This window comes from Pseudomonas sp. RU47 (assembly GCF_004011755.1).
GTDB lineage: Bacteria > Pseudomonadota > Gammaproteobacteria > Pseudomonadales > Pseudomonadaceae > Aquipseudomonas.
Genome location: NZ_CP022411.1, coordinates 4,238,277 through 4,265,045, shown reverse-complemented (window position 1 = coordinate 4,265,045; position 26,769 = coordinate 4,238,277). Strand labels below are relative to the sequence as shown.

Annotated in this window: 23 protein-coding genes; 17 read left to right on the top strand and 6 right to left on the bottom strand. The window is 58.8% G+C overall.

Annotated elements, in window-relative coordinates; genetic code table 11:
* Positions 1 to 53 precede the first annotated feature (53 nt).
* From CCX46_RS19375 to CCX46_RS19360, 3 genes are all read left to right on the top strand, one after another.
* Positions 54 to 1,751 (top strand): glutamine--tRNA ligase/YqeY domain fusion protein, encoded by a 1,698-nt coding sequence (locus CCX46_RS19375; RefSeq protein WP_034154737.1) that lies wholly within the window; start codon positions 54 to 56, stop codon positions 1,749 to 1,751.
* Positions 1,752 to 1,766: 15 nt separating this feature from the next.
* A complete protein-coding gene (gene cysS, locus CCX46_RS19370; protein WP_127928966.1) occupies positions 1,767 to 3,149 on the top strand; it encodes a cysteine--tRNA ligase in 1,383 nt (460 codons plus the stop codon).
* Positions 3,150 to 3,586: 437 nt separating this feature from the next.
* Entirely contained in the window at positions 3,587 to 4,804 is a 1,218-nt protein-coding gene (locus CCX46_RS19360; RefSeq protein ID WP_127928964.1) for an MFS transporter, read from the top strand.
* A 306-nt stretch (positions 4,805 to 5,110) separates the two neighbouring features.
* Here the strand turns inward: CCX46_RS19360 and CCX46_RS19355 are convergent, their stop codons facing one another.
* A complete protein-coding gene (locus CCX46_RS19355; protein WP_127928963.1) occupies positions 5,111 to 6,949 on the bottom strand; it encodes a sigma-54-dependent Fis family transcriptional regulator in 1,839 nt (612 codons plus the stop codon).
* Positions 6,950 to 7,332: 383 nt separating this feature from the next.
* Between CCX46_RS19355 and CCX46_RS19345 the strand changes: the two genes are divergently transcribed.
* The 6 genes from CCX46_RS19345 to CCX46_RS19320 are packed head-to-tail and all read left to right on the top strand — an operon-like array spanning position 7,333 to position 13,297.
* Positions 7,333 to 8,427 (top strand): ABC transporter ATP-binding protein, encoded by a 1,095-nt coding sequence (locus CCX46_RS19345; RefSeq protein WP_127928961.1) that lies wholly within the window; start codon positions 7,333 to 7,335, stop codon positions 8,425 to 8,427.
* A complete protein-coding gene (locus tag CCX46_RS19340; RefSeq protein WP_127928960.1) occupies positions 8,427 to 9,536 on the top strand; it encodes an ABC transporter ATP-binding protein in 1,110 nt (369 codons plus the stop codon). The genes CCX46_RS19345 and CCX46_RS19340 overlap by 1 nt, the downstream gene beginning before the upstream one ends.
* A complete protein-coding gene (locus CCX46_RS19335) occupies positions 9,533 to 10,399 on the top strand; it encodes a carbohydrate ABC transporter permease (protein WP_007912484.1) in 867 nt (288 codons plus the stop codon). The genes CCX46_RS19340 and CCX46_RS19335 overlap by 4 nt, the downstream gene beginning before the upstream one ends.
* Before the next feature lie 30 nt (positions 10,400 to 10,429).
* Positions 10,430 to 11,224 carry a carbohydrate ABC transporter permease gene (locus tag CCX46_RS19330; RefSeq protein ID WP_446730729.1) on the top strand — a complete coding sequence of 265 codons (795 nt, stop codon included), beginning with the start codon at positions 10,430 to 10,432 and terminating at the stop codon, positions 11,222 to 11,224.
* A 10-nt stretch (positions 11,225 to 11,234) separates the two neighbouring features.
* Complete coding sequence (locus tag CCX46_RS19325; protein WP_007912485.1) at positions 11,235 to 11,507, top strand: DUF2160 domain-containing protein; 273 nt, start codon at positions 11,235 to 11,237, stop codon at positions 11,505 to 11,507.
* Positions 11,508 to 11,554: 47 nt separating this feature from the next.
* Positions 11,555 to 13,297, top strand: a complete 1,743-nt coding sequence (locus CCX46_RS19320; protein ID WP_123376407.1) for an ABC transporter substrate-binding protein — start codon at positions 11,555 to 11,557, stop codon at positions 13,295 to 13,297.
* A gap of 234 nt (positions 13,298 to 13,531) precedes the next feature.
* On the opposite strand, the gene CCX46_RS19315 is transcribed toward CCX46_RS19320, so the two are convergent.
* From CCX46_RS19315 to CCX46_RS19300, 4 genes are all read right to left on the bottom strand, one after another.
* Complete coding sequence (locus CCX46_RS19315; RefSeq protein WP_008083738.1) at positions 13,532 to 13,909, bottom strand: type II toxin-antitoxin system VapC family toxin; 378 nt, start codon at positions 13,907 to 13,909, stop codon at positions 13,532 to 13,534.
* Positions 13,906 to 14,244, bottom strand: a complete 339-nt coding sequence (locus CCX46_RS19310; RefSeq protein ID WP_224790125.1) for a type II toxin-antitoxin system Phd/YefM family antitoxin — start codon at positions 14,242 to 14,244, stop codon at positions 13,906 to 13,908. The genes CCX46_RS19315 and CCX46_RS19310 overlap by 4 nt, the downstream gene beginning before the upstream one ends.
* A gap of 257 nt (positions 14,245 to 14,501) precedes the next feature.
* Positions 14,502 to 15,908 carry a heavy metal sensor histidine kinase gene (locus CCX46_RS19305; protein WP_127928958.1) on the bottom strand — a complete coding sequence of 469 codons (1,407 nt, stop codon included), beginning with the start codon at positions 15,906 to 15,908 and terminating at the stop codon, positions 14,502 to 14,504.
* Complete coding sequence (locus CCX46_RS19300) at positions 15,905 to 16,579, bottom strand: heavy metal response regulator transcription factor (RefSeq protein ID WP_007920164.1); 675 nt, start codon at positions 16,577 to 16,579, stop codon at positions 15,905 to 15,907. The genes CCX46_RS19305 and CCX46_RS19300 overlap by 4 nt, the downstream gene beginning before the upstream one ends.
* Before the next feature lie 535 nt (positions 16,580 to 17,114).
* Between CCX46_RS19300 and CCX46_RS19295 the strand changes: the two genes are divergently transcribed.
* From CCX46_RS19295 to CCX46_RS19255, 8 genes are all read left to right on the top strand, one after another.
* Entirely contained in the window at positions 17,115 to 18,362 is a 1,248-nt protein-coding gene (locus CCX46_RS19295) for a TolC family protein (RefSeq protein ID WP_127928957.1), read from the top strand.
* 49 nt (positions 18,363 to 18,411) lie between these two features.
* Positions 18,412 to 19,605: an efflux RND transporter periplasmic adaptor subunit gene (locus CCX46_RS19290; RefSeq protein ID WP_127928956.1), complete on the top strand. Its 1,194-nt coding sequence runs from the start codon at positions 18,412 to 18,414 to the stop codon at positions 19,603 to 19,605.
* Between the two features lie 15 nt (positions 19,606 to 19,620).
* Complete coding sequence (locus tag CCX46_RS19285; protein WP_127928955.1) at positions 19,621 to 22,770, top strand: CusA/CzcA family heavy metal efflux RND transporter; 3,150 nt, start codon at positions 19,621 to 19,623, stop codon at positions 22,768 to 22,770.
* 212 nt (positions 22,771 to 22,982) lie between these two features.
* Positions 22,983 to 23,186, top strand: coding sequence for a co-regulatory protein PtrA N-terminal domain-containing protein (locus CCX46_RS19280; RefSeq protein WP_127928954.1), 204 nt, complete (start codon positions 22,983 to 22,985; stop codon positions 23,184 to 23,186).
* A gap of 79 nt (positions 23,187 to 23,265) precedes the next feature.
* The gene (locus CCX46_RS19275) at positions 23,266 to 23,598 is read left to right on the top strand and encodes a DUF2790 domain-containing protein (protein WP_127928953.1); all 333 of its coding nucleotides are present in this window, start codon (positions 23,266 to 23,268) and stop codon (positions 23,596 to 23,598) included.
* A 371-nt stretch (positions 23,599 to 23,969) separates the two neighbouring features.
* Positions 23,970 to 24,350, top strand: coding sequence for a DUF6124 family protein (locus CCX46_RS19265; RefSeq protein WP_127928951.1), 381 nt, complete (start codon positions 23,970 to 23,972; stop codon positions 24,348 to 24,350).
* 289 nt (positions 24,351 to 24,639) lie between these two features.
* On the top strand, positions 24,640 to 24,930 hold the full coding sequence (locus CCX46_RS19260) for a type II toxin-antitoxin system TacA family antitoxin (RefSeq protein WP_127928950.1): 291 nt from the start codon (positions 24,640 to 24,642) through the stop codon (positions 24,928 to 24,930).
* Complete coding sequence (locus tag CCX46_RS19255) at positions 24,888 to 25,409, top strand: hypothetical protein (RefSeq protein WP_127928949.1); 522 nt, start codon at positions 24,888 to 24,890, stop codon at positions 25,407 to 25,409. Before CCX46_RS19260 ends, CCX46_RS19255 begins: the two co-directional genes overlap by 43 nt.
* A 156-nt stretch (positions 25,410 to 25,565) precedes the next feature.
* Here CCX46_RS19255 and CCX46_RS19250 read toward each other — a convergent pair whose 3' ends face one another.
* Positions 25,566 to 26,753 carry an acyltransferase family protein gene (locus CCX46_RS19250; protein ID WP_127928948.1) on the bottom strand — a complete coding sequence of 396 codons (1,188 nt, stop codon included), beginning with the start codon at positions 26,751 to 26,753 and terminating at the stop codon, positions 25,566 to 25,568.
* Between the last annotated feature and the right edge of the window lie 16 nt (positions 26,754 to 26,769).

Genomic DNA, 26,769 nt, shown 5'->3' with positions numbered 1-26,769 from the left:
CTTTGTTTTGTCTGGCCCCCTCTGCGGCCGCGCACATGTAAGTCAAGGATCCTATGAGCAAGCCCACTGTCGACCCTACCTCGAATGCCAAGTCCGGCCCTGCCGTGCCGGTCAATTTCCTGCGGCCGATCATCCAGGCAGACCTGGACTCGGGCAAGCACACCCAGATCGTTACCCGTTTCCCGCCTGAGCCCAACGGCTACCTGCACATCGGCCACGCCAAGTCGATCTGCGTGAACTTCGGCCTGGCCCAGGAGTTCGGCGGCGTCACGCACTTGCGTTTCGACGACACCAACCCGGCCAAGGAAGACCAGGAATACATCGACGCGATCGAAAGCGACGTCAAATGGTTGGGCTTCGAGTGGTCCGGCGAAGTGCGCTACGCCTCGCAGTATTTCGACCAGTTGCACGACTGGGCCGTCGAGCTGATCAAGGCCGGCAAAGCCTACGTTGACGACCTGACCCCGGAGCAGGCCAAGGAATACCGTGGCAGCCTGACCGAGCCTGGCAAGAACAGCCCGTTCCGCGACCGTTCGGTAGAAGAAAACCTCGACTGGTTCGCCCGCATGCGCGCCGGTGAGTTCCCGGACGGCGCCCGCGTGCTGCGCGCGAAGATCGACATGGCCTCGCCGAACATGAACCTGCGCGACCCGATCATGTATCGCATCCGCCACGCGCATCACCACCAGACCGGTGACAAGTGGTGCATCTACCCGAACTACGACTTCACCCACGGTCAGTCGGACGCCATCGAAGGCATCACCCACTCGATCTGCACCCTCGAGTTCGAAAGCCATCGTCCGCTGTACGAGTGGTTCCTCGACGCGTTGCCAGTGCCGGCGCACCCGCGTCAGTACGAGTTCAGCCGTCTGAACCTCAACTACACCATCACCAGCAAGCGCAAGCTCAAGCAACTGGTCGATGAAAAGCACGTCAACGGCTGGGACGATCCGCGCATGTCCACGCTGTCGGGCTTCCGCCGTCGTGGCTACACGCCGAAATCGATCCGCAACTTCTGCGAAATGATCGGCACCAACCGTTCCGACGGCGTGGTCGACTTCGGCATGCTCGAATTCAGCATCCGTGACGACCTGGACCACACCGCACCGCGCGCCATGTGCGTGCTGCGTCCGCTGAAAGTCGTCATCACCAACTACCCGGAAGGCCAGGTCGAGAACCTCGAACTGCCGCGCCACCCGAAAGAAGACATGGGCGTACGCGCACTGCCATTCGCTCGGGAAATCTACATCGACCGTGACGACTTCATGGAAGAGCCGCCAAAGGGCTACAAGCGCCTGGAACCGGCCGGTGAAGTGCGTCTGCGCGGCAGCTACGTGATCCGTGCCGACGAAGCGATCAAGGACGCCGATGGCAACATCGTCGAACTGCGTTGCTCGTACGACCCGGAAACCCTTGGCAAGAACCCTGAAGGCCGCAAGGTCAAAGGCGTGATCCACTGGGTGCCGGCCGCGGCCAGCGTCGAGTGCGAAGTGCGTCTGTACGATCGTCTGTTCCGTTCGGCCAACCCTGAGAAGGCTGAAGACAGCGCGAGTTTCCTCGACAACATCAACCCTGATTCGCTGCAGGTACTCACCGGTTGTCGTGCTGAGCCATCGCTTGGCAATGCACAGCCGGAAGACCGTTTCCAGTTCGAGCGCGAAGGCTACTTCGTTGCCGATTTGAAGGACTCGAAACCAGGTCAGCCGGTATTCAACCGTACCGTGACCCTGCGTGATTCGTGGGGCCAGTGATTCAAGGGATTTAACGTGCTAACGATCTACAACACGCTCACCAAGAGCAAAGAAGTTTTCAAGCCGCTGGATGGCAATAAGGTGCGCATGTACGTCTGCGGGATGACCGTGTACGACTACTGCCACCTCGGCCACGGCCGCAGCATGGTCGCGTTCGACCTGGTGACCCGCTGGTTGCGGTTCAGCGGTTACGACCTGACCTACGTGCGCAACATCACCGACATCGACGACAAGATCATCAACCGCGCCAACGAGAACGGTGAATCGTTCGAAGCGTTGACCGAGCGCATGATCGCCGCGATGCACGAAGACGAAGCGCGCTTGAACATCAAGAAGCCGGACATGGAACCGCGCGCCACGGATCACATTCCGGACATGCACGCGATGATCCAGACCTTGATCGACAAGGGTTACGCCTACGCCCCGGGCAATGGCGACGTGTACTACCGCGTCGCTAAATTCATGGGCTACGGCAAGCTGTCGCGCAAGAAAATCGAAGACCTGCGCATCGGCGCGCGCATCGAAGTCGACGAGTCGAAACAGGACCCGCTGGACTTCGTGCTGTGGAAAGCCGCCAAACCGGGCGAGCCAAGCTGGGAATCGCCATGGGGCGCCGGGCGTCCGGGCTGGCACATCGAATGCTCGGTGATGTCCACCTGCTGCCTCGGCGAGACCTTCGACATTCATGGCGGCGGCAGCGACCTCGAGTTCCCGCACCACGAAAACGAAATCGCCCAGAGCGAAGCGGCCACCGGCAAGACCTACGCCAACGCGTGGATGCATTGCGGCATGATTCGCATCAATGGCGAGAAGATGTCCAAGTCCTTGAACAACTTCTTCACCATTCGCGACGTGCTGGAAAAGTACCACCCGGAAGTCGTGCGTTACCTGCTGGTGTCGAGCCACTACCGCAGCGCGATCAACTACTCGGAAGACAACCTCAAGGACGCCAAAGGCGCTCTGGAGCGTTTCTACCACGCGCTCAAAGGCCTGCCGACCGTGGCGCCGGCGGGCGGCGAAGCCTTCGTCGAGCGTTTCACCACGGTGATGAACGACGACTTCGGCACGCCGGAAGCTTGTGCCGTGCTGTTTGAGATGGTGCGTGAGATCAACCGTCTGCGTGAGAGCGATCTTGATGCGGCGGCGGGTCTGGCGGCACGTCTGAAAGAGCTGGCGAGTGTGTTGGGTGTGTTGCAGCTCGAAGCCGATGACTTTTTGCAGGCGGGCGCTGAAGGGCGTGTCGATGCGGCAGAGGTTGATGCGCTGATTGCGGCGCGTCTGGCGGCACGTGCGGGTAAGGATTGGGCTGAGTCCGATCGTATCCGTGATCAGCTGACGGCGATGGGCGTTGTGTTGGAAGACGGTAAGGGTGGGACTACCTGGCGTTTGGCTGACTGACCGAACCTGCTCGGCGTGATGATCGTTCCCACGCTCTGCGTGGGAACGCCTCCTCGGACGCTCCGCGTTCGGTTTTGCAGGGACGCAGAGCGTCCCGGGCTGCATTCCCACGCGGAGCGTGGGAACGATCAACAAAACCCGCCTTGTGCGGGTTTTTGTTTGGCCGCGAGAAAAGCCCCTCACCCTAGCCCTCTCCCAGAGGGAGAGGGGACTGATTGGGGGATATTCAAGTAATACGCCGACTTGAAGGTGCTGCACCGAATCCATAATCGACTGGTTCTTTCAGGTCGATGCATCACGTCAGACACCTCGGTCAGCTCCCTCTCCCCCTGGGAGAGGGCTGGGGTGAGGGTTGCTTTTGGCGTTCGCGTAGGTCTTGATGTCGGCAACGCGTTCAGCAGGATGCTGAGCGGCGACGAATATCGAATGGAGACACCATGGCTAATCACTATCGCGAGCTGCTGGCGACCCCCGGTGCCACCGGGCTAGTATTCGCGAGCTCTATCGCCCGCTTGCCGCAGGCAATGATCGGCATCGGCATCATCACCATGCTGGTCCAGCAAACCGGTGTGTACTGGCTGGCCGGCGCCGTCGCCGGGACGTTCACCCTGGCCAATGCGCTGCTCGGCCCGCACATCTCGAAACTGGTCGATCAACATGGCCAGAGCCGCGTGCTGCCCGTCGTCACGGCGTTCAGCATTGTCATGTTGCTGGCGCTGATCATCGCCGTCTACTTGCGCGCTCCAGCCGCATTGCTGTTTGTGCTGGCGGCACTGGCGGGAACGATGCCGAGCATGCCGTCGATGATTCGCGCGCGATGGACGCAGTTGTTCCGGGGTAAGCCTCAACTGCACACGGCTTTCTCGCTGGACACCGTCCTCACCGAAATGGCCTACATCGTCGGCCCGCCACTGGCGATCGGTTTGAGTGTGAGTTTTTTCGCTGAAGCCGGGCCACTGGTCGCGGTCGGATTGCTGGCCGTCGGGGTAACGGCGTTCCTCCTGCAACGCCAGACTGAACCTAAAGTTGTCGTGGGCCACGCCAGTCATGGCGGCTCAACCCTGCTGATTCCCGGTGTACGCACCATTGTGCTGGCGCTGTTGGCGATGGGGGTCATTGGCGGAGCAATCGATGTCGCCGTCGTCGCGTTCGCCAATGCGCAGGGCTGGCCAGCGTCGGCGACCTTTATCCTCGCCGCCTATGCGTTCGGTTCACTGGTGGCGGGTTTGACGTTCGGTGCAATGAGGGTTTCGCTGGCGATAGAAAAACAGTTCCTGATCGGGATCCTGGTCACGGCGTTGACCGGGGTGTTGCCGATTTTTGCAGCCGACGTGTATGTCCTGTCAGCGACGCTGTTCATCGCCGGGATCTCGTTTGCGCCAACGATGGTCATCGTAATGAAGCTGGGGACAATCATCATCCCGCCGTCGCGGATCACCGAAGGGCTGACGTGGATGACCACGGGCATCAGCATCGGCGTCGCGCTGGGCGGCATGCTGGCGGGGCTGGTCATTGATGCCTGGGGCGCGCGGGCGGGTTTTGGCGTGGCCATTGGCGCTGGGATCATGATGGTGGTTGTTGTGCTGGTCGGGTTGCGCACATTGGAGGCGGCTTCGGTTGCGCATGTTGAGCCGGAATTTTCGCCCTCACCCTAGCCCTCTCCCCCAGGAGAGGGGACTGATTGGGGGATGTTCACGAGATACAGCGACCTGAACGGGATGCTTTGAATCCATAATCGACTGGTTTTTTCAGGTCGATGTACAACGCCAGACACCTCGGTCGGCTCCCTCTCCCTCCAGGAGAGGGGACTGAATGGGGGATGTTCGAGAGATACGCCGACCTGAACGTGCTGCTTTGAATCCATAATCGACTGGTTTTTTCAGGTCGATGTACAACGTCAGACACCTCGGTCGGCTCCCTCTCCTGGGGGAGAGGGCTGGGGTGAGGGGCATGGGGTTCACTCAACCCTCAATCTGCCGCAACCGCTTGTAAAGCGTATTCCGACTCACCCCCAAACGTCGCGCCAAGTGCGAAATATTGCCCCCGGAAGCCTTCAGCTCCCGGTTCAACGCTTCAACATCATTCAGATCCAGCCCCAACGGCGCCGCGCTCTCAACCGGCTCCATCTCCAGATCCACAAAAAAATCATCCGGCAAATGTTCAGGCCTGACCGGTTGCTCCTCAGCCATCGCCAGCGCCACCTGCATCACGCTACTGACCTGACGCAAATTCCCCGGCCACGGATGACGACTGAACAGCTCCAACACCTCCTGACTCAACCCCGCCCACTGCGTCGGCTCACGATGCTGCTCCCACAGTCGTTTAAACAACGCCTCTTTATCACTGCGCTCCCGCAGCGGCGGCAGTTCCAGGGTCAAGCCACCAATGCGGTAATACAAATCCTCACGAAACCGCCCCAGTTGCACTTGTTCACGCAGCGAGCGGTTAGTCGCCGAGATAATCCGCAGATCCACCGCAAACAACTCGCTGCTGCCCACCGGCTGCACACAGCGCTCCTGCAATACCCGCAGCAACCGCGCCTGAGTCGGCAGCGGCATGTCGCCGATTTCATCAAGAAAAAGCGTGCCTTTATCAGCCTTGCGAATCAGCCCGATACTGCCTTTCTGATTGGCACCAGTGAACGCGCCTTTCTCGTATCCGAACAATTCCGACTCGACCAGTTCGGCGGGGATCGCCGCGCAATTAACGGCAATGAACGCCTGTTTGCTACGCGAGCTGGCCTGGTGCAGGGCTTTGACGAAGACTTCCTTGCCGACCCCGGTTTCGCCATGGATCAGCAGCGGAATGTCTTTCTCCAGCAAACGCTCAGCCTGCCGCACGGCTTTTTCCACGCGAGCGTCGCCGAAGTGCAAGGTGTTGAGGCTGATCGCGGTGGGCGCGGCAGTTTTGGCTTCAACAGCAAAAACGCGCGGTTGAACCGACGCCTGCTTCGGCCGCTTCAACAAACACTGAAAACGGTTACGCCCGGAGGTCTGCAAGGCAAACGGCAAGCCGTCCGGCTGATTGATCAACTCCAATAACGACACTTTGAACAGGCTCTCAACGCTGACCCGCGACAAACGCACGCCCAGCAGATTATCGGCACGGCGATTGGCCGACAGCACTTGTCCGCTCTCATCAAAGATCAACAACCCCGCCCACTGACTGTCGAGGTTGTTCAACCCGGTGTTGAAGGTCAGTTGAAAATGCTGGCCATGGAACAGGTTGAGAATCAGCCGGTTCTCCACGGTCTGGCTCATCATCTTGACCATGCCCAGCGTGTGCGAGGGCGGCAGGTAGCTGTCGCTGGACACATCAAGCACCGCGATGACTTTGCGCTCGGCGTCGAAAATCGGCGCGGCGGAACCGGTCATGAAGCGGTTGGCTTTCAGAAAGTGTTCATCGTGTTCGATATGCACCGCTTGTTCACACGCCAGTGCGGTGCCGATCGCATTAGTGCCGCTGGTGCGTTCCACCCAACTTGCACCAGCCTGAAAACCCCGGGCCAGATTCGGTTCGATAAAGCGCTGCGTGCCCCACGAGGTCAGCACCTGGCCTTGATTGTCGGCGAGCATGATCAGGCAGTTGGAATTGCTGAGGATGTTTTCGTAATAGGGCAGGACTTCCTGGTGCGTGGTCTGCACCAGCGAGTGATGGCTGTCGAGCAACTGCGCGATGCCAGCGGCGGGCAGTTGATCGAAGGCCGGCGTGCTTTGGTGGTCGAGACCGAACGCGCGGCAACGTTGCCAGGAAGTCTGGACGATCGCGTCGTGGGACAGCGGCGGGGCAGGTGCGGCCATGGCAGTGGGCCTCTGATGCAGCGATTTTTATTGTTGTTATGAACCCAAATCCTGAGCAAAACACAGATCCCCATGTGGGAGCGAGCCTGCTCGCGAAAGCGGTCTATCAGACACAATTGCATCGACTGACACACCGCTTTCGCGAGCAGGCTCGCTCCCACAGGGGATCTCTATCGCATTCAAGATCGGGCAAAAAGCGTTCATAGAGTGTTGTTCACTATTGTTCATTGTCAATCGCCCAACTGTTCAAATGTGTTCAGCAATGAACGCCAAATCCCTGCGCTTTCAACGATTTTCACGACAAATCAACCACTTGCCATTTCTGGCACGAAACTCGCTCCCGTGCACAGGTCGCTTGACTCCAATAATAAAAAGGCCGAGCCATGTCACTCACCCTGGAGCACGTCAGCCGTACCGTCGAGGGCCAGACCTGGATCGACGATGCGTGCCTGAAATTCGAACCCGGTTCGTTCAACGTTTTGCTCGGCCGTACGCTGTCCGGCAAAACCAGCCTCATGCGTTTAATGGCTGGTCTGGACAAACCTGACAGCGGTCGCATCCTGATGAACGGCGTCGACGTCACCCAACGCCCGGTGCGTCTGCGCAACGTGTCGATGGTCTATCAGCAGTTCATCAACTACCCGACCATGACCGTGTTCGAGAACATCGCCTCGCCGCTGCGTCAGGCCGGGGTCTCGAAAGAAATCATTCAGAGCAAAGTGCAAGAAACCGCGAAGATGCTGCGCATCGAAAAGTTTCTGCAACGCTATCCGCTGGAGCTCTCTGGCGGCCAGCAGCAGCGCACCGCCATGGCCCGCGCACTGGTCAAGGATGCCGAGCTGATTCTGTTCGATGAGCCGCTGGTCAACCTCGACTACAAACTGCGCGAAGAACTGCGTCAGGAAATGCGCGAGCTGTTCAAGGCGCGCCACACCATCGCCATTTACGCCACCACCGAGCCCAACGAAGCGCTGGCACTCGGCGGCACCACGACCATTCTTCACGAAGGCCGGGTGATCCAGAGCGGCCCGTCGACTTCGGTCTATCACCAGCCGCAAACCGTGCTCGCCGCCGAACTGTTCTCCGAGCCGCCGATCAACCTGATGCCCGGGCGCATTGCCGGTAACGAAGTCAGTTTCGCCAACTTCGTGCACTTTCCGTTAAACGTCGATCTGCGTCCGGTGGGCGAGGGCGAGTTCCGTTTTGGCGTGCGCCCCAGCCATATCTCGCTGGTGCCGAGCAACGATGACGATCTGGAATTGGCAGTGACCGTCGAAGTCGCCGAGATCAGCGGTTCGGAAACCTTCCTGCACGTGCGCAACGAGCATTTCCTGCTGGTGCTGCACCTGCCCGGCGTTCACGAATACGACGTCGATGCGCCGATCCGCATTTACATCCCGACCCACAAACTGTTCGTTTTCGATGCGCAGGGCCATCTGGTGCAAGCACCGGGCCGGCGTGTCGCGAGGGTTGCCTGATGGCCGAAATCCGTTTGCAGCACCTCGCCCACAGCTACAGCAAAACCCCGAGCGGCGCGGAAGATTACGCAATCCGCGAGATGGATCACGTCTGGGAACAGGGCGGCGCTTACGCCTTGCTCGGGCCGTCGGGTTGCGGCAAGTCGACCTTGCTCAACATCATTTCCGGTTTGCTCAGCCCTTCGCAGGGCCATGTGTTGTTCGACGGCAAAGCGGTCAACGACCTGACGCCGGAGAAGCGCAACATCGCCCAGGTTTTCCAGTTCCCGGTGGTCTACGACACCATGACTGTGTTCGATAACCTGGCTTTCCCCCTGCGCAATCAGGGTATGGCCGAGGCGAAAGTACACAGCAAGGTGCAGGAAATTGCCGAAGTTCTCGACCTGCAAAACCTCCTGAGCAAGAAGGCGCGCAACCTCACCGCCGACGAAAAACAGAAAGTCTCGATGGGCCGTGGTCTGGTGCGCGACGACGTTTCCGCAATCCTGTTCGACGAGCCGCTGACGGTGATCGATCCGCACCTGAAGTGGAAGCTGCGACGCAAGCTCAAACAGATTCACGAGCAGTTCAACATCACCATGGTCTACGTCACCCACGATCAACTCGAGGCCTCGACCTTCGCCGACAAGATCGCGGTGATGTACGGCGGCCAGATCGTCCAGTTCGGCACGCCACGGGAATTGTTCGAGCGGCCGAGCCATACCTTTGTCGGCTATTTCATCGGCAGCCCCGGGATGAACCTGATCGATGTGCAGCCACAGCCCGGCGGTGTTGGTTTCGCCTCGACGCACCTGCCGTTGTCCGACGCCATGCAGCGCCATATCGAACACGGCCAGTGGAAAAATCTGAAGGTCGGCATCCGTCCGGAGTTTATTCACGTCTGGGATGAGCCGTTTGATGACGCAATGCAGGCCAGGGTCGTACACGTCGAAGACCTCGGCACCTACAAAATCATGACCCTCGACCTCGACGGCGCACCGCTGAAAGTGCGGCTGGCCGAAGACAAACCGGTGCCAGAAGGCACGGCGTATATCAGTTTTCCGGCGCAGTGGCTGATGGTGTATGCCGATGAGTTTCTGCTTGAAGCCGACGACGAGGTGCAGCCATGAACAAGGTGCAGAACAACAAGGCCTGGTGGCTGGTGTTGCCGGTGTTCCTGCTGGTGGCATTCAGTGCGGTGATCCCGATGATGACCGTGGTCAACTATTCGGTGCAGGACATCTTCGACCAGTCCAGCCGCTACTTCGTCGGCGCCGACTGGTACAAACAAGTGCTGCTCGATCCGCGTTTGCACGACTCGCTGCTGCGTCAGTTCATCTATTCGGCGTGTGTGTTGCTGATCGAAATTCCGCTGGGCATTGCCGTTGCGCTGACCATGCCGACCAAGGGCCGTTGGTCGTCGGTGGTGCTGATCATTCTGGCGATTCCGCTGCTGATTCCGTGGAACGTGGTCGGTACGATCTGGCAGATTTTCGGCCGCGCGGACATTGGTTTGCTGGGGTCGAGCCTCAACGCCATGGGCATCAGTTACAACTACGCGGCCAACACCATGGACGCCTGGGTGACGGTGCTGGTGATGGACGTCTGGCACTGGACTTCATTGGTGGCGCTGCTGTGTTTCTCCGGATTGCGCGCAATTCCCGACGTGTATTACCAGGCCGCGCGCATCGATCGCGCCTCGGCCTGGGCGGTGTTCAGGCACATTCAGTTGCCCAAGCTGAAGAGCGTGCTGCTGATCGCGGTGATGCTGCGCTTCATGGACAGTTTCATGATCTACACCGAGCCGTTCGTGCTCACCGGCGGCGGGCCGGGTAACGCCACGACCTTCCTGAGTCAGACGTTGACCCAGATGGCCGTAGGGCAATTCGACCTCGGTCCGGCAGCGGCGTTTTCGCTGGTGTACTTTCTGATCATCCTGTTGGTGTCCTGGCTGTTCTACACCGCCATGACGCACTCCGACGCCAACCGCTGAGGCCCGGCCATGAGCAAACGGCTTACCCCTATGAAAAAAGTTATTCCACTGCTGGTGTACATCCTGTTCCTGCTGGTGCCGATCTACTGGCTGCTGAACATGTCCTTCAAGAGCAACACCGAAATCCTCGGTGGCCTGACGCTTTTCCCACAGGCCTTCACGCTGGCGAACTACAAGGTGATCTTCACCGATCCGAGCTGGTACACCGGTTATCTGAACTCGCTGTATTACGTGAGTTTGAACACGGTGATTTCCCTCAGCGTGGCGTTGCCGGCGGCCTATGCGTTTTCGCGCTACCGCTTTCTCGGCGACAAGCACCTGTTCTTCTGGCTGCTGACCAACCGCATGGCGCCGCCGGCGGTGTTTCTGCTGCCGTTCTTCCAGCTGTATTCGTCGATTGGCCTGTTCGATACGCACATCGCCGTGGCGTTGGCGCATTGCTTGTTTAACGTGCCGTTGGCGGTGTGGATTCTCGAAGGGTTCATGTCTGGGGTTCCGAAGGAAATTGACGAAACCGCCTACATCGACGGCTATAGTTTCCCCAAGTTCTTCGTGAAGATTTTCATCCCGCTAATCGGCTCCGGCATCGGTGTCACGGCGTTTTTCTGCTTCATGTTTTCCTGGGTCGAACTGCTGCTCGCGCGCACGTTGACCTCGGTGAACGCCAAGCCGATCGCCGCCGTGATGACGCGCACGGTGTCCGCTTCGGGCATTGATTGGGGCGTGCTGGCAGCGGCGGGGGTGTTGACCATTCTGCCGGGCATGCTGGTGATCTGGTTTGTTCGCAACCACGTGGCCAAGGGCTTTGCCCTCGGTCGGGTCTGAGGAGGTGATGATGGAATGGATGAGCTGGACCACGCCTACCGCAGCATTCTTCATCGTCATCGGCCTGATTCTGGTCGGCATGACCACTTGGGAATTGCGTTCGCCGAGCATCCTGCGGCGAGGTTTTCTGCCGATTGCCACCACCCGTGGCGATCGCTTGTTTATCGGTCTTCTCGGCAGCGCCTACCTGCATTTGCTGGTGATCGGCGCCACCGACTGGAGCATCTGGGTGGCGTCCGCGTTGTCCCTGGTGTGGCTGTTGGCTGTGATGCGTTGGGGCTAGTCGAGTCGTTCGGCAACGCGGCTCCACAACTTAAACAGGAGGTCTCTATGTTCGACAAAAACAATAAGCTGCGACATAGCATTTCATTGGCAGCCATGCTGGCACTCAGCGGTTTGAGCGCCGCCGCGTGGGCCGATGCCTACGAGGACGCGGCGAAAAAATGGATCGGCAGTGAATTCAAACCGTCGACCCTGACGGCCGAGCAGCAACTCGAAGAACTGAAGTGGTTCATCAAGGCCGCCGAGCCGTTTCGCGGCATGGACATCAAGGTCGTTTCCGAGACCCTGACCACCCACGAATACGAGTCGAAAGTGCTGGCCAAGGCGTTCAGCGAAATCACCGGGATCAAACTCACCCACGACCTGCTGCAAGAAGGCGATGTGGTCGAGAAAATGCAGACGGTGATGCAGTCGGACAAGAACATCTATGACGGCTGGGTCAACGACTCGGACTTGATCGGTACGCACTTTCGCTACGGCAAGACCGAATCGATCACCGACCTGATGGCCAACGAAGGCAAGAACTTCACCTCGCCAACCCTCGATATCAAGGACTTCATCGGCATCTCATTCACCACCGCGCCGGACGGCAAGATCTATCAATTGCCCGACCAGCAATTCGCCAACCTGTACTGGTTCCGCGCCGACTGGTTCGAGCGCGCCGATCTGAAAGCCAAGTTCAAGGAAAAGTACGGCTACGAATTGGGCGTGCCGGTGAACTGGTCAGCCTATGAGGACATCGCCAAATTCTTCAGCGAAGACGTCAAGGAAATCGACGGCAAACGCGTTTATGGGCACATGGACTACGGCAAAAAAGACCCGTCGCTGGGCTGGCGCTTCACCGATGCCTGGTTCTCCATGGCTGGTGGTGGTGACAAGGGCATCCCGAATGGTTTGCCGGTGGACGAGTGGGGGATTCGCGTCGAGGACTGCCACCCGGTCGGCTCGAGTGTGACTCGCGGCGGCGACACCAATGGCCCGGCGGCGGTGTTCGCCACCACCAAGTATGTCGACTGGTTGAAGAAGTACGCGCCACCGGAAGCGGCGGGCATGACCTTCTCCGAGTCCGGGCCGGTGCCGTCGCAGGGCAACATTGCTCAGCAGATCTTCTGGTACACCGCGTTCACCGCCGACATGACCAAACCGGGCCTGCCGGTGGTCAACGCCGACGGCACGCCGAAATGGCGCATGGCGCCGTCGCCGCGCGGGCCGTATTGGGAGGAGGGCATGAAGCTCGGTTATCAGGACGTGGGTTCGTGGACGTTCATGAAATCCACGCCTGAAAAGCAGAAACTCGCGGCTTGGCTGTACGCGCAGTTTGTGACCTCGAAAACCGTGTCGCTGAAGAAAACCATCGTCGGCCTGACGCCGATTCGCGAGTCGGACATCAACTCGCAGGCGATGACCGATCTGGCGCCGAAACTCGGTGGTCTGGTCGAGTTCTACCGCAGCCCGGCCCGCGTGCAATGGACCCCGACCGGGACCAACGTGCCGGACTACCCGCGTCTGGCGCAACTGTGGTGGAGCCACATCGCCGAAGCAGCGAGCGGCGAGAAGACCCCGCAACAGGCGCTGGATGGTTTGGCCAAGGATCAGGACGCGATCATGACGCGCCTCGAACGCTCCAAAGCCCAGGCCGTTTGCGCACCGAAGATGAATCCGGAGCGCGACGCGCAGTACTGGTTCGATCAACCGGGCGCACCGAAACCTAAACTGGCCAACGAGAAGCCGAAGGGCGAGACCGTGAGCTATAACGAACTGCTGAAATCCTGGGCGGATGCGCGTAAGTAACAGCTGAAATGTGAAAGGCGAACGGCACCGGAAGGTGCCGTTTTTTTTGGCGTCTGATCTACCGCAATCGCGAGCAGGCTCACTCCTACAGGGGATTGAGGCGTACGCATCGCTTGTGAACGACACAAAAACCTGTAGGAGTGAGCCTGCTCGCGATAGCGGTGTGTCAGACGAAAAAGATATCGACTGACCCGCCGCCAGCATTGATGTGTGCCGGTACTGGATGTGTCTTGATCAGACCAGAACAGCCAGATCCGTGTAACGAGCAACCAAAGCATCAGCCGTGAGTAACTTCATCGGTTCGGTCATTGCTGTGGCCACGATAATGCGGTCAAACGGATCGCGATGATGGTGCTCAAGATCCTTCACGGCGATGGCGTGCTCTGCAGTCACTGGCAGTTCGATAAAGCCACTGTCGAGACAATATTGGCGGACTTCTTCCAGATCAACATTCAGCTTGCCGAGCCCGACCTTGATTGCCATTTCCCAGAAAGTGGCGGCGCTGATGTAGATTTCGGCGGCGTTCTCAATCAATTTTCTGGCTTTGCCGGACAATCTGGCGTCATCACTGAGCGTCCAGAGCAAAATATGCGTGTCGAGCAGAAGCCTCATGCTTGAGTGCCCTCAAATGTATCAAGCATGTCATCGGGCAATGGTGAGTCGAAATCGTCGGGCAACACCAGTTTGCCTTTCATTGCGCCAATACGCTGAGCGCTGGGTTTTCCTACGGGAACGAGGCGAGCCATCGCCCGCCCATGCTTGGCAATCGTGATGACTTGGCCAGCAGCGGCATCATCGACGAGTTTGGATAAATTGTTTTTGGCTTCAGCCAGCGGAACGATGATCATCAGCTCACCCCTGTATTCTGGACAAATATAGCCAGAATATTTCAACGCTGCCAAACCATAGACTTCCTCAGCCCATTCGCAAACGATATCCCTGTTCATTTTTAGCCTCTCGTCGGTATTCCATCTGCCAAGGCCTCCACCATAGAGCTATCTACTCAAAACTGGCTGTAGGACAAAACGGAGGTTGCGGCGAGAGCTTTCGGCGTTTGTGTGGGGACGGGAGCAAATCGGTAAAAAATCGTACAAAAATATCGACCGACACGATGTCCGAAAATCTATGTAGGAGCTGCCGTAGGCTGCGATCTTTTGATCTTGATTTAAAAACAAGAGCAAAAGATCGCAGCCTACGGCAGCTCCTACACGGATGATTCGGGGGTGGGGAAGCCCAGCCGGAACACGGTCATCGCCCCCGGCAAGCTCTTTACCTCCGCCACACCCTGATGCAGGCTCATGATCGAGCGTACGATTGCCAAGCCCAACCCGGTGCTGCCCTGCGACCTGGAGCGGCTGCTGTCGACGCGGTAGAAGCGGTCGAACAGATACGGCAGATGCTGCGCCTCAATCCCGGCACCGGGGTTGCTGACCAGCAGCGACGCCTGCGCTGCACTCTGCTCAATCAGCAACGTCACGGTTTTTCCGTTCGGGCAATGACGCAACGCGTTGGACAGCAGATTGGAAATCGCTCGCTGAATCATCAACCGGTCGCCCAGCACCGAGGCACTGCCAAGCACATTCAAATGAATATCCTTGTCCTGCGCCGACAACGAAAACATCTCCGCGACCTTCGCCACTTCAACCTCCAGCGCCACCGTTTCAAACGGCGCCAGCGCCGACGGATGACTCACCTGCGCGAGAAACAACATGTCCGAGACAATCCGCGCCACGCGCTCCAGTTCCTCGGTGCATGACACCAACACATCTTTGTACTCATCCACCGAGCGCTCGCGCGAAAGGGTCACCTGCGCCTTGCCCATCAGGTTATTGATCGGCGTACGCAGCTCATGCGCCAGGTCATCGGAAAATTGCGACAACTGCTGCACCCCGGCATCCAGCCGATGCAGCATGAAGTTGATGCCCTGCGCCAGTTCGCTCAGTTCCTGCGGCATGTTCACCACGGACAATCGATGTTCCAGATCCTGGGTCGAGACCATTGCCGCCACTTTGCGAAACTCGCGCAGCGGCGCCAAACCACGCTGCACCGCGCCCCAAGCGGTCAGGCCGATGAACACCAGCAACAACGGCAAGGCAATCAGCGTCGAGCGCAGATACGCGCTGAGCAAAGCCTGATCATGGGCGTTGTCCATTGACAGCAGCACCGGCACGCTGTTGCCGTCCTTGAGACGAATCAGCTTGGACACGGTGAGGAATTTCGCCCCTTCGGCATCGATGCTGTCGGAGTAAGTCAATTGATCAGTGGTCGCCCGCACCGCTTTCAATTCAACCCGTGGATCGGTCAAACCGCTGCCGGATTTGAGCAGCGGCGCGCGCAGCTTCGAGCGGTCATAAATCGTCAGCGTCAGGTTGTCATGGCCCATGACCTGATCGAGCAGGATGTGCGGTTTACCGCTGATCTCATTGGCATCGACGTACAGCGACAAGCTGTGTTCGACCTGCGCCATCTTCTTCTCGAGACTGTCGCGGGACAGCGCATTGAGCTCATGGGTCAACGCGAAATAGGCGAGGATCGCCAGAAACACCACCAGCAGCGCGCCGAGAATACTCACTGTCAAACCAAGGCGCATCGACAGGCTGGAGGGCTTCATTCCCGTGCCTCCAGCACATAGCCGACACCGCGCAGGGTGTGAATCAATTTGCTGTCGAACGGGTCGTCGATCTTCGCCCGCAAACGGCGGATCGACACTTCGACCACATTGGTGTCGCAGTCGAAATTCATGTCCCACACCAGCGAGATAATTTGTGTGCGCGTCAGCACTTCACCGGACTGGCGCATCAGCAAATGCAGCAGGGCGAATTCCTTGGTGGTCAGGTCAATACGCTGCGCGCCACGAAACGCACGATGGCGGCCCGGATCGAGTTCCAGATCAGCGACTTTCAACACCTGCGGCACCGGGATGTTTTCGCTGCGGCGCATCAATGTGCGCACCCGCGCCAGCAGTTCGGGGAACTCGAACGGCTTGACCAGATAATCGTCGGCGCCCAGATCGAGGCCGCGAATCTTGTCGGCCAGACGCCCGCGCGCGGTGAGCATCATCACCCGCGTGGAATGAGTGCGACGCAACTGTTCCAGCACACCCCAGCCGTCGAGTTCCGGCAGGTTCACGTCGAGAATGATCAGGTCATAGGCCTGCTGTTGCGCCAGATGCAAACCATCGGCGCCAGTGGCGGCGTGGTCAACGACATAACCACTTTCGGTCAAACCCTGATGCAAGTATTCGGCAGCTTTAAGCTCGTCCTCGACGACAAGGATTCGCATGATCTTTCACCACTTTTATTTAATGGGTATTTAATTAAGAAGGCCCTCACCCTAGCCCTCTCCCAGAGGGAGAGGGTACTGAGCGCGGGATATTTCGGAACTACGCCGACGTGAAACAAATTTGCTGAATCCATAATCGACTTGATTTAACAGGTCGATGGAAAGTGTCATACACTTCGGTCAGCTCCCTCTCCCCCCGGGAGAGGGCTGGGGTGAGGGGAAGTCCGGACGATAAAGGTTGTAGTGGCTACAGGGTCAACCACCAAGCGCTTTAAAACGGTGCTCTGCGACAGCCGGTCGCAGCACAAGCCACAAAATCCCCATGACTTTTATTCCGGCAAGTGCAATTCAGCAGATAACTAGCGCGTTTTTGTTTCGATGTATTTCGATAACGCCGCCAGCACTTCGCATCCTAGAGCAAAACAACTTCGGCAAACCGTGGATAACGGATTTGTAATGTTCCAGTCACCTTGTCGATAAGTTCAAAACCCTACCGTGGCGGCATCCGAGATTCTTTAATAAAGGAAGTCTTCCATTGCCCGGTTTAATAAAACTGACGGCGCAATCACGCCTGAAAAAAACCGCCAGCGGCATCCTGTTGCTGGCCTGTACCAGCCTTGCAAACGCGGCGCCCCTGACTCTGGAGCAAGCCCTGCAAAGTGCCTTCGCCGGCAACCCGGACCTGGCCGCTGCGCAGTGGGAAATCGGCATCGCCCAGGGCGAGCGTCAGCAAGCCGGGCTGATCCCCAATCCCGAAGTGTCGTGGGAGGCTGAAGACACTCGCCGCGATTCGCGCACAACCACGGTGATGCTCAGTCAGCCGATCGAACTGGGCGGCAAACGCGGTGCGCGCATTGATGTCGCCAGCCGCGCGCAGGACGCCGCCGGGATTGAACTGGAGCGCAAACGCAATGCCTTGCGTGCCGATGTGATTCAGGCGTTCAACAGCGCGCAGACTGCGCAGCAACGCTTGCAGCTATCCCGGCAGTCGCTGCAATTGGCCGAGCACGGTTTGCGTGTGGCGCAGGGGCGCATTGAGGCGGGTAAATCATCGCCGGTTGAGGGCACGCGGGCGCAAGTGCAGCTCTCGGAAGTGCGCCTGGAGCTGAGCCGCGCCGAACGCGATCAGGCCAATGCATATCAGCAGTTGGCGCAAGTTATGGGCGCGCCGTTGCCGACGTCGACCAAGGTGCAGGCACCCACGCAAAGCATGCCGGCCGTTCCTCCACCGACAAGATTGCTCGAGCGTCTGAACGAGACCGCCGAGCTGCGTCTGGCCAAGTTGCAGATCGATCAGCGCGAAGCGTCATTGGGCCTGGAAAAATCCCAGCGCATTCCCGACCTGACCGTGAGCATCGGCAGCCAGTACAGCGAAACCGAGCGCGAGCGGGTCAACGTGGTCGGGCTGTCGATGCCGATTCCGCTGTTCAACCGCAATCAGGGCAACGTACTCGCCGCAGCGCGCCGAACCGATCAGGCGCGGGATCTGCGCAACGCCACCGAGCTGCGTTTGCGCACGGAAATCCAGACCAGCCTCGAGCAATGGCAGACCGCCAATGGCGAGGTAAAGGCATTCAACCAGACCATCCTGCCTGCGGCGCAAAGTGCGGTCGACAGCGCCACCCGTGGTTTCGAAATGGGTAAGTTCGGCTTCCTCGATGTGCTCGATGCGCAACGCACTTTGATCAGCGCCCGTAGCCAGTACATCCAGGCAGTCAGCGAAGCGACCGATGCCCGCGTACGCATTGAACGGATCTTCGGCGACCTCAGCGTCAGCCCTTGAATTTCACTTTTCACAGCACTGCGCGCAGGTATGACGCAGAGGAGTTTCCATGGATCAAAAACTGATGGTGGTCGCGGTGGCGACGTTGGCGCTGGGCATTGGTATCGGCTCGATGTGGGCGGGCGATGCAAGCATCGATGCCCATGCCGATGAAGCAGCCGAACATGCCGATCACGCCGAAGAAGGTGCCGCCGCCGAAGGCGAGCATGGCGAAGAAGGGCACATTGAGTTGAGCGCCGAACAAATCACCGCTGCCGGTATTCAACTCGCCGAAGCAAAGCCGCAAAACATCAGCCGCGGTCTGCCATTCCCCGGCGAAGTGCGCTTCGACGAAGACCGCACCGCCCACGTCGTGCCGCGCGTGCCGGGCGTGGTCGAGGCGGTGGCGGTCAACCTCGGGCAAACGGTGAAGAAGGGCCAGTTGCTGGCGGTGATCGCCAGTCAGCAGATCTCCGATCAACGCAGCGAGCAGGCCGCCGCGCAGCGCCGTTTGGCCTTGGCGCGCACCACCTACGAGCGCGAGAAAAAACTCTGGCAGGACAAAATCTCGGCCGAGCAGGATTTCCTCCAGGCGCGCCAGGCACTGCAAGAGGCAGAAATTGCCGTGAGCAATGCGCAGCAAAAGATCAGCGTACTCAGCGGCAGCGTGGTCGCCACCGGCGGCAACCGCTACGAATTGCGCGCGCCGTTCGACGGCGTGGTGGTGGAAAAACACCTGACGCCGGGCGAGGTGGTTGATGAAAGTACAGCGGCGTTCACCCTCTCGGATCTGTCGCGAGTGTGGGTGACGTTCGGCGTGTCACCGAAGGATCTGAACAAGGTTCAAGTAGGCAAAGCGGTCACCGTCAGCGCCCCGGAGTTGAACGCAGAAGTGGTCGGCAGCGTGGCTTACGTCGGCAGCCTGCTCGGCGAACAAACCCGCACCGCGACCGTCCGCGTCACCCTGGAAAATCCGCAAGGCTCGTGGCGCCCCGGTCTGTTCGTCACCGCGTTGGTCGCCACTGACAGCCGCGAAGCGAAAGTCGCCGTACCGGAATCTGCGATCCAGACCGTCGAGGACAAATCCACGGTGTTCGTGCGTACCGACGATGGCTTCGAAGCGAGAGCAGTAGAGCTGGGCAGTCGCGCAGGCGGCCATGTGGAAATCACTCAAGGCCTGGAACCGGGCGCGCAAGTCGCCAGCGCCGGCAGCTTCGTCCTCAAGTCGGAGCTGGGCAAAGCCTCAGCCGAGCACAGTCATTAATTCTGGAAGGTCCTCATGTTCGAACGCCTGATCCAGTTTGCCATCGAGCAGCGCATCATCGTCCTGCTCGCCGTTCTGCTCATGGCCGGCCTCGGCATCGCCAGTTATCAAAAACTGCCGATCGACGCCGTGCCCGACATCACCAACGTCCAGGTGCAGATCAACACCGGCGCCGCCGGGTTCTCGCCGCTGGAAACCGAGCAACGCATCACTTTCCCGATTGAAACCGCGATGGCCGGTCTGCCGGCGCTGGAGCAGACCCGTTCGCTGTCGCGCTCGGGGCTGTCGCAGGTCACGGTGATCTTCAAGGACGGCACTGACCTGTTCTTCGCCCGCCAATTGGTCAACGAACGTTTGCAGATCGCCAAGGAGCAATTGCCCGAAGGCGCGGAAGCGGTGATGGGGCCGATTTCCACCGGCCTCGGCGAGATTTTTCTGTGGACGGTTGAGGCGAAGGAGGGCGCGCTCAAGGACGACGGCACCGCGTACACGCCGACCGATCTGCGGGTGATTCAGGACTGGATCATCAAGCCGCAATTGCGCAACGTGCCGGGTGTCGCCGAGATCAACACCATCGGCGGTTTCGCCAAGGAATACCAGATTGCGCCGGACCCGAAACGCCTGGCCGCTTATAAGCTGACGCTGACCGATCTGGTCACCGCGCTGGAACGCAACAACGCCAATGTCGGCGCCGGTTACATCGAGCGCAGCGGCGAGCAGTTGCTGATCCGCGCGCCGGGGCAAGTGGCGAGTACCGAGGACATCGCCAACATCGTCATGGCCAATGTCGATGGCACACCGATCCGGGTGAAAAACGTAGCAACAGTCGAAATCGGCCGCGAACTGCGCAGCGGCGCGGCCACGGAAAACGGGCGGGAAGTGGTGCTCGGCACGGTGTTCATGCTGATCGGCGAGAACAGCCGCACGGTCTCGCAAGCGGTCGCCAGCAAGCTTGAACAGATCAACAAATCCTTGCCGCAAGGCGTGATCGCCGTGCCGGTGTACGACCGCACGCACCTGGTCGACAAAGCCATCGCCACAGTGAAAAAGAACCTTATCGAAGGCGCGATTCTGGTCATCGCGATTCTGTTCCTGTTCCTCGGCAACATCCGCGCGGCGCTGATTACCGCGATGGTGATTCCGCTGTCGATGCTGTTCACCTTCACCGGGATGTTCAGCAATAAAGTCAGCGCCAACCTGATGAGCCTCGGCGCGCTCGACTTCGGCATTATCGTCGACGGCGCGGTGGTGATCGTCGAAAACACCCTGCGTCGACTCGCCCATGCGCAGCAGCATCACGGGCGATTGTTGACCCGCGCCGAGCGTTTCAAGGAGGTGTTCGCGGCGGCGAAAGAAGCGCGGCGACCGCTGATTTTCGGGCAGTTGATCATCATGGTCGTGTACCTGCCGATCTTCGCGCTCAGCGGCGTCGAAGGGAAAATGTTCCACCCGATGGCGTTCACGGTGGTCATCGCTTTGCTTGGCGCGATGTTGCTTTCCGTGACCTTCGTGCCGGCGGCGATTGCGTTGTTCGTAACCGGCAAGGTCAAGGAAGAAGAGGGCGCGGTGATGCGCGGCGCACGTCGCGTTTATGCACCGGCGCTGGCGTGGGTGATGAGTCATCGTGCTGTCGCGGTGGGCGCTGCTTTGGGTGTGATTGTGCTCAGCGGTGTGCTCACCAGCCGCATGGGCAGCGAATTTGTGCCGAGCCTCAGCGAAGGCGATTTTGCCTTGCAGGCGCTGCGCGTGCCGGGCACCAGCCTGACGCAATCGGTGGACATGCAGCAGCGCCTGGAGACATTGATTCTGGCGAAGGTGCCGGAAGTCGAGCGCGTCTTTGCCCGTACCGGCACCGCTGAAATCGCGTCCGATCCGATGCCGCCGAATATCTCCGACAGTTACGTGATGCTCAAACCGAAAGATCAGTGGCCAGACCCGGGCAAGTCCCGCGAAACCCTGATGGCGGAACTGCAAGCCGCCGCCGCGACGTTGCCGGGCAGCAACTATGAACTGTCGCAGCCGATTCAACTGCGCTTCAACGAACTGATCTCCGGGGTGCGCAGTGATGTCGCGGTGAAGGTGTTCGGTGATGACATGGACGTACTCAACGCCACCGCTGCGAAAATTGCCGCCGCGATGCAGAAGGTCAACGGTGCCTCTGAAGTGAAGGTCGAACAAACCACCGGGCTGCCGGTGCTGACCATCAACATTGATCGCGACAAGGCTGCGCGATATGGGCTGAATGTCGGTGATGTGCAGGACACCATCGCGGTCGCGGTGGGCGGGCGGCAGGCCGGGACGTTGTATGAGGGCGATCGGCGTTTCGACATGGTTGTGCGTTTGTCCGATGCCATGCGCAAGGACATCGATGGGCTGTCGGCTTTGCTGATTCCGGTGCCTGCGGTCAATGGTTCGGCGAATCAGATCGGTTTCATTGCGCTGCAAGAAGTCGCCAGCCTCGACCTGGTGCTCGGGCCGAATCAGGTCAGCCGCGAGAACGGCAAGCGTCTGGTGATCGTCAGCGCCAACGTGCGCGGGCGTGATATCGGCTCGTTCGTCAGCGAGGCCGGCGAAGTGATCGAACGTGACGTGCAGGTTCCGGCCGGTTACTGGACCAGTTGGGGCGGCCAGTTCGAGCAACTGCAATCGGCGGCCAAGCGCTTGCAGATTGTCGTGCCGGTGGCGCTGCTGTTGGTGTTCGGATTGCTGTTCATGATGTTCAACAATCTCAAGGATGGCTTGCTGGTGTTTACCGGGATTCCGTTTGCCTTGACCGGTGGGGTCATGGCGCTGTGGCTGCGCGATATTCCGCTGTCGATTTCGGCGGGTGTCGGGTTTATCGCGTTGTCCGGTGTCGCGGTGTTGAACGGTTTGGTGATGATTGCCTTCATTCGCAATTTGCGCGAGGAGGGGCGTTCGCTGTCCGATGCCATTCACGAAGGTGCGCTGACGCGTTTGCGGCCGGTGTTGATGACGGCGTTGGTGGCGTCTCTGGGTTTCATTCCCATGGCGCTTGCGACCGGCACAGGCGCGGAGGTGCAGCGGCCACTGGCGACCGTGGTGATCGGCGGAATCCTGTCCTCGACGATCCTCACGCTGCTGATCTTGCCGGCGCTCTACCAACTCGCCCATCGCCGGGATGAGGACACCGTTCCAATTCAATAGTTAATCCCCCTGTGGGAGCGAGCCTGCTCGCGAAGACGATCTGTCAGTCAACAATGATGTGACTGAACCACCGCTTTCGCGAGCAGGCTCGCTCCCACAGGGGTTCCGTGCACTGATCCGGGAGATAACGGATATGTAATTTCCCCGCCACCGTGACGATAGGTTCGGATTGTTACCTTGATCCCGTCAGTTACTTAAACGAGGAATCAAAGATGAAAATCGTACAGATGGGTACTTTTGTTGTGGCGTTGGCGATCTCTTCCGTGGCCTTGGCCGAAGGCGGTGGCGACCGCACATTCGAGCGGATGATGACCAACAACGACCGTTCCATGGAGCTCTTCGTCGCCAAGGAAAAAGCCGCCGGCAACCCGGTGGTCGTCAACGACAAGAAAGATGACAAGACCCGCGATCTGTAAGCCTGCTGCATCTGAACAAGCCCGTTATCGCGCATCGATGCCGGGCTTTTTTTCAAGCCCGGACGGGAAGGAAATGGATATGAAAGTACTCAAGTTGATCGCATTCGCCGCTGTCATGGCGATGTCTGTGAATGTGCTGGCTGAAGGTGGCGGTGACCGGACCTTTGAACGCGCGCTCAGCGCCAACAGCAAAGCCATGGAACAGTACGCCGCCAACCAGGGCAAAGCGCCGCCGGTGGTGAAGGATTACGCGTATGGCATGAAGCTGGACGTGGTCAAAGTGGTGAGCGTGGTGAAGCCGCAGGCTGCGTGCAATGTCGTGCCCACCGCGATGACCTACGAGGATTCCAAAGGTCAGCTCAACACCATCAAGTACAACGTGATGGGCGTGTGTCGGAACGGCGGCAGCTGAATCTATGGGGGCCAATGTTCAATATCACGATGCGTATTTCAATTCGTGATGTTTAAAGGTTGTGTGGGAAGTGCGGAACCTTCCCACAATGTTTTCAGGTTGTCCGTCGGACGTCAGCTCTCTAGCCTGTACGGGTCGCTGCCAATTCAGCGATCGGGATTGGAACCCCGGAGAACGTGTCAGCGCCAAAGCGTCTTTCATGACGTATGCTTGCTCACCTTCATGGTGTGCAGTCTGTTATGGCGGCTGTGCGCGGGAGACTTTCGAGTCTGCCGGGTTTCTCCGTTCCCCGGGTTCCAACCTGCGTACAGCTGCCACCCCTTCGCGTGGAACCGAATGGATCAGCTTCAACGTTATGAAGGAGAAATATCATGAAAAAGCCAACACCCAATCCCCCCGAAACAGACGTCACCCCTGACGCCACCTCAACATCCCCCTACGTCTGCGTTGAGACCAGAAAACTCCACGAAGCCGCCGACCGCGCCCTCGACTTCTACCTCAAACCATCAGCCGCCATCATGTCCGCGCCGTACATCCCCAACCAGATGTTCCTGGTCAATCCCAAAGCCGATACCGAATCATTACTGGCCAACGCCAGCGAATCGCTGTCGTCGGCCACGGTGATGCTCGGTGACTTCGCGGCGATGCTGGAAGGCACCCACCGCAAGACACTGTTGGGGATCGCGCAGGTCGTCATGCTTGGCGAGCTGGCGGTAAACAAAGCGCTGGATAACGTGGAGGTCACGACGTAGGCGAAGGTCCTTTGGCGGGGGGCTTTTTCTCGCAATAGATAAACAAAACGACCGTGTATCTGAAAGCTATACGCGTATATGCATTGGCTACACGGTCGGTATAGAATCGACTCCGAAGCCGCTCTCATGGTTTCGCACCTCAAACGTTAGATCTCACGTTAAGAGCATGGCCTAAACCTCTCCGGGCCACTCAAGGAGTCAGAAAATGAAAAATAAACAAAAGCTGATGTGCTAACGCCATAAGGAGGCTCCAGTTCCAGCATCACCTACCCAGATGGGAAACAGAACAATGTCCACAACTGAAAGTGTTGAAAAATCCAAACCCGTTCCAATCAACATGAGAGCGGACGAAAAGAAACGTAATCTGATCGATCTGGCGGCTGCCATGTCTGGTCGTGATCGCACAAGTTTTATCCTGGAAGCTGCCTGCCAAAAAGCTGAAGAGGTGATTCTGGATAAACGACTGTTCCTTCTCGACGACGGCGCATTTGACGCATTCGAACAGGCTATTGAAGCCAATCCGGCTCGAGGTAACGAATGCCTGCACCAACTGCTCGCACGTCCAAAACGTTGGAGTTGACCGCCCCCGAGAAGCTGAACGACCGACACGAACTCGATGCCTTCGATTCTGGTGAGGTGACCATTGACCAATACCTGCTGAGGAAGGCGCGAAAAGCCCAATCCACCAAGCAGGCTGTTGTTTACGTCAGTTGCCTCAAAGGTACGTCGAATGTGATGGCCTATTACACGCTCTCCAGCGGATCAGTCGCCCGTGCCAGCGTCATGCCGAAAAGCAGTCAACGCAATTCGCCCAGTGTCCATCCGGTAACTCTATTGGGGCGTATGGGCGTGACACGGGAAGCTCAGGGCCAGGGCTTCGCCATCGATTTACTGCAAGATGCTATTGAAAGAGCTCTCAACGCGTCTCAGTCGATCGGATCCAGCGCAATAATTGTTCATCCCTTGAATGATCGGCTGTCGAGCTTTTATATCAAGTACGCAGGGTTCATTCCGTGCCCCGATATTTCCCCTATAACCCTGATGCTGCCTTTACGCTAAAGCCTGGTTTAATCAACTACCCGCTAGGTTGTCTCGATAGCGGGTTGATTATGTCGCGACCGCAGAGCAAAAAAAGGCGACCTGAAGGACGCCAAAAGATTCACCTCTTACCAAAGGAGCGCGGCCCTGTGCAGGGGCCGCGTTTCTGCCTGAGCGCTATTTGGCTGGCAACGGCGCCGCATCCACAACGGCCGGCACTGACGCGGCCTCATGGTTCAGTTTGCGTCGGGCAATCTCTGCGCCGCGCAGACGCAGCGGCGTTTCGATAAAGCGGTAATTGAGTTCACTCAAGATCACCAGCACAACCACCGACGTGACGATCAGCTCAAGGGTAAAACGCCCATCCAGCGGCACGCCCTGACTGGCGGCTACGCGCGTCCAGATTTCGGTGCTCAGGTGATTGGTAAACACGTGGATCACGTACAGGCCATACGACCGCGAGCCGAGCCACTGCATGAAACCGCGCATGAACTGCGGGCAATAGATGTAGCCTTTCTGGTAACTCGCCAGCCAGACAATCACGACCGCGATGATCGCGACCATGCCCACGGCAATCGGCAGGGCAATCAGTTGTATGGCCACGGCGCCGAGCATGTAGAGCAGAAACAGCGTGCACAGCAGCGGCTTGAATGGCCCCTTAGCCAATCCGAGCGGTTCTATCTGCTGATAGAGGCGGCTACGTGTGAACAGGCACAGCAGAATTCCCCAGAGCATGGCGTCGAGGCGGAAGTTGGTGAGCATGGTGCTGGCCGGGGTGCCGAACGGGTTGCGGTCCAGACCGAACTGCAAGGAAATCAGCGCGAACAGGGCAATGACCCGCCAGCGCGGCGCCGTGATAAACAACAGAAAAAACGGCAAGACGAAGTAGAACTGCTCCTCAAGCGCCAGACTCCAGTAGTGCGGGCTGGAAGCCAATAGTGAGCCGTAACCATGTGCCAGGTTTGCGCTGAAGGTCGCAACAGCGGTGAAGCTGCGCAGGTTGTCGAACCACGAACCGAAGGCGTTCGACTGGTTGAACACGAGAGAGAAGCACAGCGGTATAAGCATCCACAGCCAGGCTGTGGGCAAGAGACGGTAGGCGCGCCGCAACCAGAAACACGCGGCGGCCAGACCAAACTGACCCTGCGCGCGGTGCTTGTCGAAGTAGTCCAGATAAGCCTTGCTCACCACGAAACCGGAAATGCAGAAGAACAGGTCCACCCCGGTCCACGGCATGAAAATCGAGAACATCCTCAGCAGCGTGTCGGTATGGAACGGCAGCATCATGGTGACATGGCTGAAAAAGGTCAGGCCGACGGCCGCGCCTCGCAGGTACTCGATTTCCAGGTTCTTGCGGCTACTCATCGGTCCCTCGTTATTC

Excerpts from the sequence above, each read along its gene's own strand:
- CCX46_RS19375 (WP_034154737.1), top strand. The coding sequence starts at position 54 with ATGAGCAAGCCCACTGTCGACCCTACCTCGAATGCCAAGTCCGGCCCT.
- CCX46_RS19360 (WP_127928964.1), top strand. The coding sequence starts at position 3,587 with ATGGCTAATCACTATCGCGAGCTGCTGGCGACCCCCGGTGCCACCGGG.
- CCX46_RS19355 (WP_127928963.1), bottom strand. The coding sequence starts at position 6,949 with ATGGCCGCACCTGCCCCGCCGCTGTCCCACGACGCGATCGTCCAGACT.
- CCX46_RS19345 (WP_127928961.1), top strand. The coding sequence starts at position 7,333 with ATGTCACTCACCCTGGAGCACGTCAGCCGTACCGTCGAGGGCCAGACC.
- CCX46_RS19340 (WP_127928960.1), top strand. The coding sequence starts at position 8,427 with ATGGCCGAAATCCGTTTGCAGCACCTCGCCCACAGCTACAGCAAAACC.
- CCX46_RS19335 (WP_007912484.1), top strand. The coding sequence starts at position 9,533 with ATGAACAAGGTGCAGAACAACAAGGCCTGGTGGCTGGTGTTGCCGGTG.
- CCX46_RS19330 (WP_446730729.1), top strand. The coding sequence starts at position 10,430 with ATGAAAAAAGTTATTCCACTGCTGGTGTACATCCTGTTCCTGCTGGTG.
- CCX46_RS19325 (WP_007912485.1), top strand. The coding sequence starts at position 11,235 with ATGGAATGGATGAGCTGGACCACGCCTACCGCAGCATTCTTCATCGTC.
- CCX46_RS19320 (WP_123376407.1), top strand. The coding sequence starts at position 11,555 with ATGTTCGACAAAAACAATAAGCTGCGACATAGCATTTCATTGGCAGCC.
- CCX46_RS19315 (WP_008083738.1), bottom strand. The coding sequence starts at position 13,909 with ATGAGGCTTCTGCTCGACACGCATATTTTGCTCTGGACGCTCAGTGAT.
- CCX46_RS19310 (WP_224790125.1), bottom strand. The coding sequence starts at position 14,244 with ATGAACAGGGATATCGTTTGCGAATGGGCTGAGGAAGTCTATGGTTTG.
- CCX46_RS19305 (WP_127928958.1), bottom strand. The coding sequence starts at position 15,908 with ATGAAGCCCTCCAGCCTGTCGATGCGCCTTGGTTTGACAGTGAGTATT.
- CCX46_RS19300 (WP_007920164.1), bottom strand. The coding sequence starts at position 16,579 with ATGCGAATCCTTGTCGTCGAGGACGAGCTTAAAGCTGCCGAATACTTG.
- CCX46_RS19290 (WP_127928956.1), top strand. The coding sequence starts at position 18,412 with ATGGATCAAAAACTGATGGTGGTCGCGGTGGCGACGTTGGCGCTGGGC.
- CCX46_RS19285 (WP_127928955.1), top strand. The coding sequence starts at position 19,621 with ATGTTCGAACGCCTGATCCAGTTTGCCATCGAGCAGCGCATCATCGTC.
- CCX46_RS19280 (WP_127928954.1), top strand. The coding sequence starts at position 22,983 with ATGAAAATCGTACAGATGGGTACTTTTGTTGTGGCGTTGGCGATCTCT.
- CCX46_RS19275 (WP_127928953.1), top strand. The coding sequence starts at position 23,266 with ATGAAAGTACTCAAGTTGATCGCATTCGCCGCTGTCATGGCGATGTCT.
- CCX46_RS19265 (WP_127928951.1), top strand. The coding sequence starts at position 23,970 with ATGAAAAAGCCAACACCCAATCCCCCCGAAACAGACGTCACCCCTGAC.
- CCX46_RS19260 (WP_127928950.1), top strand. The coding sequence starts at position 24,640 with ATGTCCACAACTGAAAGTGTTGAAAAATCCAAACCCGTTCCAATCAAC.
- CCX46_RS19255 (WP_127928949.1), top strand. The coding sequence starts at position 24,888 with ATGCCTGCACCAACTGCTCGCACGTCCAAAACGTTGGAGTTGACCGCC.
- CCX46_RS19250 (WP_127928948.1), bottom strand. The coding sequence starts at position 26,753 with ATGAGTAGCCGCAAGAACCTGGAAATCGAGTACCTGCGAGGCGCGGCC.